This is a genomic window from Pelagicoccus enzymogenes, from assembly GCF_014803405.1.
Taxonomy (GTDB): Bacteria; Verrucomicrobiota; Verrucomicrobiia; order Opitutales; family Opitutaceae; genus Pelagicoccus; species Pelagicoccus enzymogenes.
Window position 1 is genome coordinate 52,255 of sequence record NZ_JACYFG010000042.1, and the last position, 12,201, is coordinate 64,455.

Genomic DNA, 12,201 nt, shown 5'->3' on the forward strand with positions numbered 1-12,201 from the left:
CTTCCTAGGGGAGACGGGCTTGCAATATGGGTTGAGGATCGCGGCGCGAGGCCGCTTCCTACCTTCCTAGAACAGTTGCTCGTCAAGGAACTGGTAGAGTTCTTCTTCGCTGACGCGCTTTTGCTCGGTGGTGTCGCGATCACGCAAGGTGACGCTGCCGTCCTTCTCGATGGTGTCGAAGTCGATGGTGACGCAGTAGGGCGTGCCGGCTTCGTCTTGGCGACGGTAGCGCTTGCCGATGGCTCCGGCGGTGTCCCAGAAGACGTTGTAGCGGCGGGAGAGCTTGTCGAAGATGGCGCGGGCGCGTTCCACGAGCTCGGGCTTGTTCTTGAGAAGCGGCAGCACGGCCACCTTGTAGGGGGCGATGCGCGGGTGGAATTTCATGACCGTACGCTTCTCGCCGCCGACTTCGTCTTCCGTGTAGGCGGCGGTGAGCAGGGCGAGCAAGAGGCGATCTACGCCGAGCGAGGGCTCGATGACGTGCGGGATGTACTTCTTCTTGGCCGCTTCGTCGAAGATCTCCATGGGCTTGCCGGAGTGTTCGGCGTGCTGGGTGAGGTCGAAGTCGCCGCGGGCGGCGATGCCCCAGAGCTCTTGTTCGCCGAAGGGGAACTGGAAGGTGATGTCGGTGCAGGCTTTGGCGTAATGGGCCAGCTTTTCGTGCACGTCGCGGCCGAGCATTTCCTCGGGGAGGCCGATAGAGAGCAGCCAATCGTGGCAGTACTGGATCCACTCCTGGTGGATTTGTGACCAGTCGCAATCGGGAGACACGAAGTACTCGATCTCCATCTGCTCGAACTCGCGGGAGCGGAAGATGAAGTTCTTCGGGGTGATCTCGTTGCGGAAGGCCTTGCCGATTTGGGCGATGCCGAAGGGGATCTTTACGCGGCCGGTGTCGACCACGTTCTTGTAGTTGGCGAAAATGCCTTGGGCGGTCTCGGGGCGAAGGTAGGCGGTGGCTGAGCTGTCGCTCAGGGCGCCGACCTTGGTCTCGAACATGAGGTTGAACTCGCGGGGAGCGGTGAGGCTGCCCGGCTCGCCGGTGGCGGGCGAGGGGATGAGGGCCCACTCCTCCTCGGTGGCCTCGGTGTACTCCTTCAGTTCGATGGGAGCGAGTTCGCCTTGGTGGCCGCCCTTGCGCTTCATCTTGTCGGCAGCGGCTTCGGCGTCGGCCTGCATGTTGCCGTCCTCGAGGATGGAAACGTAGCCAATCTTCTCGCCGTCCACGATAACGGGGGCGAAGAAGAGCTGGTCGGCGCGGTAGCGCATCTTGGAGACCTTGCAGTCGACCATGGGATCGGAGAAACCGCCCACGTGTCCGGAGGCGACCCAGATCTTGGGCGACATAATGATGGAGGAGTCGAGGCCTTCGATGTCCTCGCGGCGGTGCACCATGTCCTTCCACCAGGCGTCCTTGATGTTCTTCTTCAGTTCGACGCCGAGGGGGCCGAAATCGAAAAAGCCGTTATAGCCGCCGTAGATTTCCGAAGACTGGAAAATGAACCCTCTGCGTTTGCAGACGGCTACGATGGCATCCATGAGTGGATTTGCTGATGCTTTTGATTTGGCCATAAGGGCTGTGAAAATGGCGTTTTGCGGTTGGCGGTCAAGGGGAAGAATGGGGTCGGGCGCGATCTCTCTGATCGGGCGGGCGCCGATCTGTCGAAGGCGCTCGGAATATTTTGAGAATCCGCATGGTTTTTGCTGGGAGCGACCCTCCGACTTCCCTCTGGACGAGACAAGGAAGCTCCTCTTTGGTGATTGGTGAAAAGGTAGTTGCCAAGCGGTTGGTGATATCCTTTCTCTTGCCAGTTACCAAAGAATAGAACCTTTTCTCAACATGTCGGAATTAGAAGGAAATTGCCTCGTTTGTCAGTCGGGTGGACCCACTGCAGTCATTAACGCGAGCCTCGCAGGCGTCATCGAAGAAGCGCTCAACCACGAGTGTATCGAAGAGATCTACGGTGGCCTCAACGGGGTAGTCGGTGTGCTCAACGAAGATCTCGTCGACCTCGCTGCGGAGTCGCAGCAAGCGATCCGCCTTCTCAAGTCCAGCCCGGGCTCTGCCCTTGGCACTTGCCGCTACGTCTTCAAGAAGGAAGAGGACCTGGAGCGAGCTCTGGAAGTTTTCAAGGCCCACAATATCCGCTACTTCTTCTACATCGGCGACAGCGAATCCATGGCTATGCTCGACAAGCTCGATGCCTTGGCCAAGGAGCAAGGCTACGAGATGCGCGTGATCGGCATCCCTAAGACCATCAACAACGACATCTCCGCCACCGACCACACTCCCGGCTACGGCAGCATGATCAAGCACGTGGCGACAACGGTTCGCGAGATGGCCGCTGACAATGAGTCGATTGGCGAAGGCGACTACGTTTCCATTCTTGAGGTGCAGGGCCGCAACTCCGGTTGGATCGCCGCCGGCTCTACTTTGGCCAAGCGTCGCGATCAGCCGCACGATCCTCCCCACATCATCTTGCTTCCTGAGATCGCCTTCGATCCCGAGAAGTTCGTAGCAGACGTGCAGAAGGTGCTCGCTCGCGAGAAGTACTGCTTGATCGTCGTGGGCGAAGGTTTGGTTGACCTCAACGGTAACTACGTTTCGGCCAAGGCTTCCAGCACGGACGCATTCGGGCACGTGCAGCTCGGCGGCGCTGGCGAATTCCTCCGCGGCATCGTTGAGACCCGCATCGGCGTTTCCGCCCGTTCCTGCAAGCTTGGCGTTGCCGGTCGCGCTGCTACGCACAACGCGTCCCAGGCCGACTCCGACGAAGCTTACCTGGCGGGTTCGGCTGCGGTCGTGCAAGCGGTCGAAAATGGCAAGAGCGGCAAGATGATCACCTTGCAGCGCGCGGAAGCGGACTCCTACAAGTGCGAAACCGGTTGGGTTGACCTGGCGGACGTTCCTGCCACTTCCAAGCAGTTGCCTGCGGAGTGGATCAACGACGACGGCGTCAGCATGAACTTCCCCTTCGTGAAGTACGCGACTCCTTTGATCCAAGGCGAAGTCAACTTGCAGTGGGAGAACGGTCTTCCGGTATTCGTCAACCTCAAGGCGACACGTATCGACAAGGTGCTTCCCGCTTACGAGATCTAAGCGAGAACTCGTATCCAAATTTCCAAACCCTCGACGTCTCTCCGGGACGCGAGGGTTTTTTGCGTCCGGAACCGGCGGTGCCGTGAGGTGCGATAATTCCAGCCTTGCGGGACGAGCAGTAAGCTTGAGTGCAGGAAGATCTACTCAACCCCGTAACCCGAACCCGACGCAGCGTCTTGCATATTCGGTTTGCTAGGCGGCGGGATTGCTCCTTTCCTTGCCTCAGGTCGCGCGGTGCGGCTCGCTATTTCCCAAGACTGTTTTCATGAACGAATCCCCGACATGGCTGCGTCCCAAGCGTTGGCTTGCCTTTTTTTTGACCTTGCTGGGGGTGTGTTCCTTTTTGGCGATCGTTCCGGTCAGTCACGAATCTGTGGAGGCGGCGTCCTCGATTCAGGCGGTAGCGGCCAAGTCAAATTCCTCCTTCATTGACTACTTGAGAGAGGGGGCGCGGGAGGTGCAAGTCACTGGACACTGGACCTCATTGCTTCCGCCCTTGCTGGCGATTGTGATCGCCGCATTCTTCCGAACGATGGTGGGGGCCCTAGTGTCGGCCTTCGCGGTTGGATCGTTCTTGTCCTACGGCTTGAACCCCTTGGCCACTGCGGTGCTGGGGGTGAACGACTTTCTCATTCGCCCAGCTCTGTCGCAGTTCAGTATCCTCATTATCGTATTCCTCGTCGCCTTGGTAGGCATGGTGCATGTGATGGCGAAGAGCGGCGGGCTCGACGGGCTCGTCAAGCTCATGGATCGCTTTGCTAAGGGGCGTCGGCGGGCGAAGATCTCGATTGGGCTTAGCGGCTTGTTCATCTTTTTCGACGACTACTCGAACTCGGTGGTGTTGGGGACCACCATGCAAAAGCTCTCGGACCGCTGGAAGATCTCGCGCGAGAAGCTCGCTTATTTGGTGGATTCGACAACGGCGCCCGTGGCAGGCTTGGCCTTGCTTTCGACTTGGGTGGCTTTTGAAATTTACCTGCTGGGAGATGTCGCGGCTGAGCATGGTGTAGGGCTTTCTGGATACGGGTTGCTGGTGGAGATGCTTCCCTTGCGATTCTACTGTATCGGCACCTTGATCTTCGTTTTCATGAATTCCGCATCGGGGCGCGATTTTGGTCCGATGCTCAACGCCGAGCGTCGGGCGTTTCATGAGGGAAAGGTAATCGACGATTCGCATCAGCTATTAGCTCCGAAGGTGGAGGGACTGAGCTCGGGAGAGGCGAAGCCGCGCTGGGTAAACGCCATGCTTCCGATTTGTATTCTCCTTGTTTGGATTGTCGTTGGAATTGTGATACTGGGGCAGAATCGCTTGGCCTCAGCCGGTATCGCTAACGCGCTCTCTAGTCTGGACGGCTGGCGGGCTGCCTTTGGCGCGGCTGTCTACGATCCGAGCAAAGGGAGCGACGCGGGTGTGATGCCAGCCATGCTGACGGCTGCCTTGCTGGCTGGAGCCGTTGCCGTTATCTTGCCTCTGAGCCAAGGCGTGCTCAAGGCAAGGGACGTGCTCCGATCGTACAGCCGAGCTCTGTCGACGATGTGGATGGCTATCTTTATTTTGGCGATGGCTTGGGCTATGCGGGAGATTTGCGATAATTTGGGAACGGCCGACTACTTGATCGCGATGCTGGGCAGCAGCATTCCCCTTTGGACCCTGCCGCTTCTCACTTTTTTGGTGGCGGCAGTGATGTCTTTTGCGACCGGTACCAGCTGGGGCACGATGGGGATTTTGATACCTATCATGATGCCGCTGGCAGCTCAGATGGGAGCTCTGGAACCGGAGTCGTTTATAATCTATCTGTTGACGGCGGCGGCTGTATTGGATGGGGCGATCTTTGGAGATCACTGTAGTCCGATCAGTGATACAACGGTGCTTTCCTCTATTTCTTCCGGCTGCGATCATATTGCGCATGTCAACACCCAGCTCTACTATGCTTTGGCAACGGTAACCTTGTCAGGGGGATTTGGATACTTGAGCGTCGCCCACGGAATGCCGGTCTGGCTGTTTTACGTCTTGTATCCGGCGGCAGCGTTCGCGGTTTTAAGGACTTTTGGCCGCAAGGCTACTGCTCAAAGGGAAGAATCCGAGGAATTAGCAAATTCGATGGTCTCCACGCTTCGTTAGCCCGGCATGCAGGATATTTGGCCCCAACTGAGAAACTGGTTCATTGCTCGCGAACGCTTCGCTCTGGCGACCGTAGTGAAGGCGAGCAAGCCTTCGCCTCGCGGCGTAGGATCGGTGCTGGCGATTCACGAGGATGGGGAGCGATTCATAGGCTCAGTGAGTGCTGGATGCGTGGAGCACGAGGTGATCGAGGCGGCTCGCCTGTGCTTGGATGACGGTAAGGTGAGGTGGCTGAAGTTTGGCCCTGGAGAAGGATTCCCGTGGGAGATCGAATTGTCCTGCGGTGGATCAATCGAAGTCAGGGTGGAGCCGGCGCCTCACCTGCGTAGTGGCGTGAATGATACGTTTGTGGATGAGGTGCTTCGTTCCTTGGACGAGCATATACCCTGCGTTTGGCGTTCTGATGGAGAAACGGATTCCTTGGAAGCGACCGCCGATGCTTTTCGCGAAACTTACGAACGCATCGAAGGGGAAGCGCGGGTCCTCTATCGCTTCCTTGGGCGGCGTAAGCGTTTGTTCGTGATTGGGGCCTCGCACATTGCCCTGCACCTCGTCTCAGCAGCCAAGATGTTGCAGTATGAAGTGGTGGTGATTGATCCGCGGGAGAGCTATGCGCGTGAGGAGCGGTTTCAGTCTCGTCCGGATGAGGTTTGCGTGGAATGGCCAGAAGGGGCTTTGGCTCGGTATCGCTTGACGGATACGGATGCCTTGGTCGCGATCACCCATGACCCGAAGATTGACGACCAAGCTTTGGCGGCTGCCCTGCGAACCCCGTGTGGATACCTGGGGGCTTTGGGGAGCAAGAAGAGTCACGCTGCTCGGCTGAAGCGACTGGCGAAGCTAGATTTCGCGGAAGAAAATTTGGCTCGAATCTTTGGGCCAGTGGGGATCGATATTGGCAGTAAGACTCCGGCGGAAATTGCAGTGAGCATCGTGGCTCAGCTCATCAGGGAGCGAAACAAGGATCGTTGATGAGATTGGGAGCGGTCGTTTTAGCGGCGGGCCAGTCGAGACGATTTGGGGCCGCGAACAAGCTTCTGCATGTGGTCGATGGAGAGCCGCTGCTGGCTCGTGTCCTGGCTGCGTTTGAAGGCTTGGATCTCGCGGAAGTGGTGGTGGTCACGGGTTATCAAGCGAATCGAATCGAACCACTCTTGGAGGGGCGGAAGCTTAGGTCGGTTTTCAATGCTTCGTTCGAGGAGGGAATGGGATCGAGCCTGGCCTGTGGGGTACGTAGCCTAGAGGATGCCGGTCTGGATGGCTTGTTGCTTAGCCTTGGCGATTTGCCTCGATTGAAGCGCCAGCACGTGGCTAGCGTGATACAAGCGTTCCAGCGCAAGGGAGGGGAGGCTATCGTTCAGCCGCGTTTCCAAGGTGTCCGAGGTCATCCGGTGTGTTTTCCGAAGCGTTGCCTTGAGTCGCTTAAAGCGCTGTCGGGGGATCAGGGCGCTCGGGAGGTGTTGGCTACCGAGGGAGATTCGGTCGTCTTCTTGGACATGGACGACGATGCATGTGTTCGAGATATGGATACGCCGTAGCGTGGCTCGGGTTGGTCGTGGTAGGGCTGTCTGGGCCAGACAGCCGCGTAGCCAGTTCATTCGTCCACGGCGGACTGGGCCAGTCCGCCCTACCTCGGTTGGCGCACTTATGGGGTTTCCACTGGGGTGCGACAGAAACTGTAAATGTTGCTCTAAAGCTCAGCGCTAGGTCGCATGCGACATTTGATGTGTCACGGTGCCCTAGTTTTGCCCGGTGGACGCTTTGGCTGCTTGTTCGATTTGAGTGTAAAGGGATTTGGTCGTTTCGTTCGAATCGAGCTGAAGCGCGCGGCCGACGAATGTTTGCGATTCAGCGAAGCGTTCCTCTTCAATGAGGAATTTTATGCGTGTCATTAAGGCATTGTATTCGGATTTTGGATCCATTTCAGCCCGGTCTAGGAGAAGGTACGCTTTGGCGAGGTTTCCGTTTTCTGCATGGAGGCGCGCCAAGCGGATGAGCGTGTTTCCGTTGGTAGGGTTGATGGTTTCGGCTTCCTCCAAGAGGGCAATCGCATTCGCGGTGTCGCCTGCGTGGGCGGCGAGGTCTGCTCCTACCACTTTGAAGTCGCTGAGCGCTTCGGAGCTGAGCTCCTCGCCGGAGGGGTCGATCATGGAGTAGAGTTGCTGAGCCGATTCCATCTCTTTGTTGTAGGAGAGGAGCTTGGCGGCTTGGATGAGGAAGTTCGTGTCGCCGGGACGAGCGTAGGCGGCAGCCTCCAAGTAGGCGTCGCGAGCGGGTATCCACATTTCAAGCTTACCGTACAGGCCGCCGAGAAGGTAGAGGGACTGGAAGTCGATGTCGCCGAGGGAACGGATGATTTCCAAGTTTCGCGCCGCCTTTTCGTAGTCTTTCATGCCCAAGTAGGCATTGGTCTGGGCCAGCCAGTATTCGGCGTGACGGGGACGTCTGGCGATGAGTTCGTCCTGCATGCGAATGGCTTCGACGTAGCGTTCCGCCTTGAGATAGGTTTGGGCCTTTCCTTCTAGCCAATCGAGGTTGTTAGGCTCGGCCAACACGGCGCGGTTGTAGGCGACTTCGGCTGAGATGTAGTTGCCCTCGGCGAAGTGGCAGTAGCCAAGCATTCCGAAGGTACCGCTTTTTGAGTCTCCCAGTTCCACGGCTTTGAGAAAGGCGATCAAGGCGCTTTTGGTATCGCCAGACTTGAGCTTGAGTACACCGAGGTTGGTCCAAGCTCTTTGGAAGTCCGGGAAGGCCTCGATCGCTGCCTTGTATTGGTTTTCCGCGAGCAGAAACTCGTTGTTCTCGAAGTAGATGTTTCCCAGCAGGTAGTTGAAGGAAGCGCTGTGCTTCTCTTCGGAATTGACCATGCTTTGCAGGAAGTTCTGGGCCTGTGTCTTGTTGATGCGGATCAGGGGAGCGACCTTTTTAAGCATGACCACTTCGATGTCGTTCAGTGGCGGTTCTTTTTCGGAGAGAACGCCGTAGGTCGCGGTGAATCGCTTCATGAACTCGTCGCTTGCGAGATCGGGTTCGCCCATTTCGCGGGCGTTGGATACGATCGCGGAGAGAGCCAGGGTGGCAATGGCGAGTGAACGGAGGATACTCATATGGAGAAAGGGCTTTTGTTGGAGGAAGGAATGTAGGTTCCTTTGCGTCGAACGATGCACTGGACCGGCTTGCCGTCTTTCTTTGCGACCTTGAAGCGGTGTCCGCGTACGAATTCGACGATGAGTGGAATGGCGGCTGGATAAGGTGTATCGATAATGTGGATATCAGTTGCTCGTCCGCGTAGGTCGATGCGGCAAATGTAGGTGAAGGGGACAGGTTTAGTGGTGTTGGCGATGAGCTTGCCGGGGATGGAGAGGTTGGGGCGATAGGAGACAGAGGGCTTTTCGGTGACGTCCTTGTAGTCGTAGACGGCGAGGTCCTCTATGCCGTCTGTTTCGAAGTTTTCGATGGTCTCTGCGACGTTCACGCTGTTTTGCGTGAGTTTTTTGGGGGTGAGGCCGAAGTCCACGTCGAGGAAGCCGAGAGGGACGTCGGCGGGTCCTGAGGTGGCAGGAAGATTGAAGCTTATGGATACCTGAGTCTTCTTGGGTGGGACCTTAGCGGGGGGAGGGGGCGGAGGCGGAGGGAGGTGGAATTCGGTAATGGGCGCGGGCTCCTCTGGAGGCGTGAAGTCGATTCCGAGTTGGGTGACTCCCATGGAGAGAAAAACGATGGCTGCGAGCATGGCCCCACCGAGAAAGGTGATCGGGTTGCGTTTGCTTTTTTGCAGGCGTTTTTCCAGCGCGTTCATGTAGGGGATTGTCAACTACTGGTCTGTAGCGAAGTGGATTCGTTTGGCTCCGGCAGCTTTTGCTTCTCCGTAAACGCGAGCGAAAGCTCCGTGGCTGGCGGAAGCGTCGGCTTGGATGATGACGTCTGACTCTTCGGTTGCGAGGATGCGTTGGATGCGGGGGCGAACTCCGGAAACTCCGATTTCCTCGCCTCCGTAGTAGACGCGGTCGCCGTCGGAAATAGCGATCAAGATCGAATTTTTATCGAGGGCTTGGGCGGAGGCGGCCTGCGGCTTGTTGACTTCTATGCCGCTCTCCTCGACGAAGACCGTGGTGACGATGAAGAAGATGAGAAGGATGAAAATGCAGTCGATCATCGGAGACAGGTTGATGTCGACGTTGTCTGCTCGGTCGTTTGCTGATTTGCGGCGTCTCATTGTGGAAGCTTTCTTTTCAGGGTCTCTATCTCGAGCTCTAGGAGTTGAAGATCCTTGGACCGGTAGATGCGGCTGATCAACTGGGTCAGGAAAAGTCCGAAGATCGCAATCATGAGTCCGGTTTGGGTGGTAATGAGGGCGACTTTTACGCCGTCCGCGACCGCCTTGGTCGTGTCTTGACCTGCCTCGGCTCCGATCCCCTTGAACGTGTCCAGCATGCCGATGACGGTTCCAAGGAGACCGAGGAGGGGCGCGGCCACGATGAGGACGTTGGCGTAGGTGAGCTGGGTTCGCACTAGCTGGGAAAGGTGGTCGCGAAAGTCTTGGATCGCGCCGTGCGACTGATCCTGTGATTGCTCCATGAATACGGATCGAGCATCCAGCCTGTTGGTGAAGAGGAACAAGCCGATCACGTTACGGTAGAGCAGGAACGCCAAGAGCAGGAGGGCGACCATGATAGGGCCTCCGCTGAGGATGGTGGCCCAGACGGTGTTCAACCAATCGATGTTCATTGCTCGGTTTCCTTGGAAGGTTTGTGGGCGAACACGAGACGGCTGAAATCGGTTGCGATCTGTTCCATGGAACCGATGCGGCTTCGCATGATCCGAGTGAAAATTCCATGGAAAATAAGAGCAGGAATGGCGACGATGAGTCCGAGCTCTGTGGTCACCAGCGCTTCCGAGATTCCTGAGGATAAGGACTTAGCGTCGCCGGTGCCGAATACTTCGATGAGGGTGAAGGTCTTGATCATGCCAACGACGGTTCCGAGAAGTCCCATGAGCGGCGCGACCGCCGCTGTTGTGGCCAGAATGGGAAGGAACCGTTCGAGTTGCGGGCGGAAGCGAAGGATGGATGATTCCATAGCGTCCAATTGAGTGTCGGTGTCTGTCCTAGAAAATTCGATACCGAGCGTGAGCATCTTGTGGATGGGACCTTTCAAACTTTCGATCTTTGATTTGGCGTCATCGATGGCGCCGCTTGCGGCGGTTTTGGCGATGCTGGCCAGGTCACCCGGTTCTCGGACGCTTAGGCTGCGGAGGTCGATCAACTTGAATAGGGAGACGAGGATCGCCACCGCTCCAAGCAGGAGGATGGCGTAGCCGACCCACCCCCCTTTGGAAATGTGTTCGGCGACGGTACCTTTAGCCCTCTTGAGCACGAGGGCGTTGCCGAGGGAACTGTCAAGTGGAAGCAAGCCGCTCCCGGTCGCGAGCACGCTTCGCAGTTTCTCGGCGTCCGCTAGGGCTATGGTCGAGAGTCCAGGTTCGATGGTGCCGGAGTTGAAGCGCAAGGGGCCCGCGTCGGTGCCTTCGGAGTCGCTGAAGAATGCGACAGGTCCAATGACGGCGATTTGGCCGGTTTTGACACCTCCAAGGGGAGTGATGGCCTTGCCTTCGAATTGGCGTCCTCCAACGAGGGCTTCCTGGCGGGCGATGCCCAGTTCGAGGGCTTGGAAGAGAATGGGGAGGCGATCTGCGGGGTTGTCGGGGGCGTTGTTTAGGGTCTCGCGAGTTTCTCTCAGTGGATCGAGGTAGAGCTGGTCCTCCGAGATGTGGATGCGGCTTTCGAAGTTGGTGAGGTACTCGGAAAGGACGCCTTGCGAGTATTGGGATTGGGTATCCAGCGCTTTGATACGGTTTTGCAACTCGTCCAGTTGGAGCTTGTCCTCGGTTGCATTTCGCCGGGCTATCAGTTCGCTCTGTCGCAGCTTTACGAGACTGTTCTCGAGCTTGTTAATCTCGCGTACGAATTCTAGCTTCTCCGACTGCGTCTCTTGGAGGAAGGCCTGGTACTCGTCCAAGCTCGCTTCGATCTTCTCTTGGGTGCGCCCGATAAGTACGGCAAACTCAGCTTCGGCTTGCCCGTAGGAGAGTGAAGCTGAGGCTGTGGTCAGGAGCATAAGAGCGACCTTGATGCTTTGGGGGAGGATCACTTCTCACCTCCTTCGTTTTGGAAGGTGAAAGGCACGCTCACAAGTTTGGGGTCGATGGTTTTGTCGTAGACATCGAAGAGTGATTTGATGGCAGTTTGCCGTTCGGGGCTGGTGGCGGGGGTCCATTGCCATTCTCCTTCATGGGGAGTGATGACCCATGCCTTTGAGCCGTCTACGTTTGAGGCGTAGGCGCCGGCGAGTCCCCAATAGAGGACTCGTACCTCTATGACGCTGCCATCATCGAGTTCCTTGATTGTGTGAGCGAGGGTCAGGTCATTGTTGAATTCGTCGATCAAGGTAGATATCGCCACGACGTTTTGCAGGCGATTTGGAGTGGGGACCTTGGTGCCGTTGGCCTTGGGAATCTTTCTGAGGAGGGGCGCAATCTTGTCTATCAGCGGTGAGGGAAGTCGTTTGGCGAGTTTCTGTATCCGTTCTTCGTATACGGAGACTTGAGTCTCGATGATGCCGTTGGTTTCCTCGAATTGAGCGACTTTAAATTCTGCTTCCTTTATCGCTGTTGCGATTTCTTGGCTCTGCATTTCGAGGATTGCAACGTTCTCCTCGAGTATCTCTTGAGTTGAGCGAAGCGTGTCGACCGAACCCTCGAGCAATTGCTTTTCGGTAATCCACTGGCTTTTCTCCTTCGATATCCGGTTGCGGGTTTGTATCCAGCGGTCGGTTGCGTCTTTCAGGGAGTCCAAGGCTTGCGCGGACGTCGTTTGACTTGCGAGGCAGCAGATGGGGATAGCGATGAGGAGGAGCGCGGAGCGAGGGATCATGTGTGGATGCGAAGGTGCTATGTCGTGACCGGGCCTGACGATGCTGTT

At 57.1% G+C, this 12,201-nt stretch carries 11 protein-coding genes; 4 read left to right on the forward strand and 7 right to left on the reverse strand.

Features of this window, described 5'->3' with window-relative positions:
* Nucleotides 1-66: 66 nt before the first annotated feature.
* Complete coding sequence (locus tag IEN85_RS18445) at nucleotides 67-1,572, reverse strand: glycine--tRNA ligase (protein WP_191618587.1); 1,506 nt, start codon at nucleotides 1,570-1,572, stop codon at nucleotides 67-69.
* A 268-nt stretch (nucleotides 1,573-1,840) separates the two neighbouring features.
* Between IEN85_RS18445 and IEN85_RS18450 the strand changes: the two genes are divergently transcribed.
* The 4 genes from IEN85_RS18450 (at nucleotide 1,841) to IEN85_RS18465 (ending at nucleotide 6,760) form a co-directional block, all read left to right on the forward strand.
* Nucleotides 1,841-3,100: a 6-phosphofructokinase gene (locus IEN85_RS18450; RefSeq protein WP_191618588.1), complete on the forward strand. Its 1,260-nt coding sequence runs from the start codon at nucleotides 1,841-1,843 to the stop codon at nucleotides 3,098-3,100.
* 265 nt (nucleotides 3,101-3,365) lie between these two features.
* The gene (locus IEN85_RS18455) at nucleotides 3,366-5,222 is read left to right on the forward strand and encodes a Na+/H+ antiporter NhaC family protein (RefSeq protein ID WP_191618589.1); all 1,857 of its coding nucleotides are present in this window, start codon (nucleotides 3,366-3,368) and stop codon (nucleotides 5,220-5,222) included.
* A gap of 6 nt (nucleotides 5,223-5,228) precedes the next feature.
* Nucleotides 5,229-6,194 carry an XdhC family protein gene (locus IEN85_RS18460; RefSeq protein ID WP_191618590.1) on the forward strand — a complete coding sequence of 322 codons (966 nt, stop codon included), beginning with the start codon at nucleotides 5,229-5,231 and terminating at the stop codon, nucleotides 6,192-6,194.
* Nucleotides 6,194-6,760 (forward strand): nucleotidyltransferase family protein, encoded by a 567-nt coding sequence (locus tag IEN85_RS18465; protein WP_191618591.1) that lies wholly within the window; start codon nucleotides 6,194-6,196, stop codon nucleotides 6,758-6,760. Before IEN85_RS18460 ends, IEN85_RS18465 begins: the two co-directional genes overlap by 1 nt.
* Before the next feature lie 201 nt (nucleotides 6,761-6,961).
* Here IEN85_RS18465 and IEN85_RS18470 read toward each other — a convergent pair whose 3' ends face one another.
* Genes IEN85_RS18470 through IEN85_RS18495 form a run of 6 tightly spaced genes read right to left on the reverse strand, consistent with a single transcriptional unit; the run spans nucleotide 6,962 to nucleotide 12,153 of the window.
* Nucleotides 6,962-8,329 (reverse strand): tetratricopeptide repeat protein, encoded by a 1,368-nt coding sequence (locus IEN85_RS18470; RefSeq protein ID WP_191618592.1) that lies wholly within the window; start codon nucleotides 8,327-8,329, stop codon nucleotides 6,962-6,964.
* The gene (locus IEN85_RS18475; protein WP_191618593.1) at nucleotides 8,326-9,021 is read right to left on the reverse strand and encodes a hypothetical protein; all 696 of its coding nucleotides are present in this window, start codon (nucleotides 9,019-9,021) and stop codon (nucleotides 8,326-8,328) included. Before IEN85_RS18475 ends, IEN85_RS18470 begins: the two co-directional genes overlap by 4 nt.
* Before the next feature lie 15 nt (nucleotides 9,022-9,036).
* Nucleotides 9,037-9,438 (reverse strand): ExbD/TolR family protein, encoded by a 402-nt coding sequence (locus IEN85_RS18480; RefSeq protein WP_191618594.1) that lies wholly within the window; start codon nucleotides 9,436-9,438, stop codon nucleotides 9,037-9,039.
* Nucleotides 9,435-9,950: a MotA/TolQ/ExbB proton channel family protein gene (locus IEN85_RS18485; protein ID WP_191618595.1), complete on the reverse strand. Its 516-nt coding sequence runs from the start codon at nucleotides 9,948-9,950 to the stop codon at nucleotides 9,435-9,437. The genes IEN85_RS18480 and IEN85_RS18485 overlap by 4 nt, the downstream gene beginning before the upstream one ends.
* A complete protein-coding gene (locus IEN85_RS24805) occupies nucleotides 9,947-11,371 on the reverse strand; it encodes a MotA/TolQ/ExbB proton channel family protein (protein ID WP_191618596.1) in 1,425 nt (474 codons plus the stop codon). Before IEN85_RS24805 ends, IEN85_RS18485 begins: the two co-directional genes overlap by 4 nt.
* Nucleotides 11,368-12,153, reverse strand: coding sequence for a DUF3450 family protein (locus IEN85_RS18495; RefSeq protein ID WP_191618597.1), 786 nt, complete (start codon nucleotides 12,151-12,153; stop codon nucleotides 11,368-11,370). The genes IEN85_RS24805 and IEN85_RS18495 overlap by 4 nt, the downstream gene beginning before the upstream one ends.
* Nucleotides 12,154-12,201: the final 48 nt, after the last annotated feature.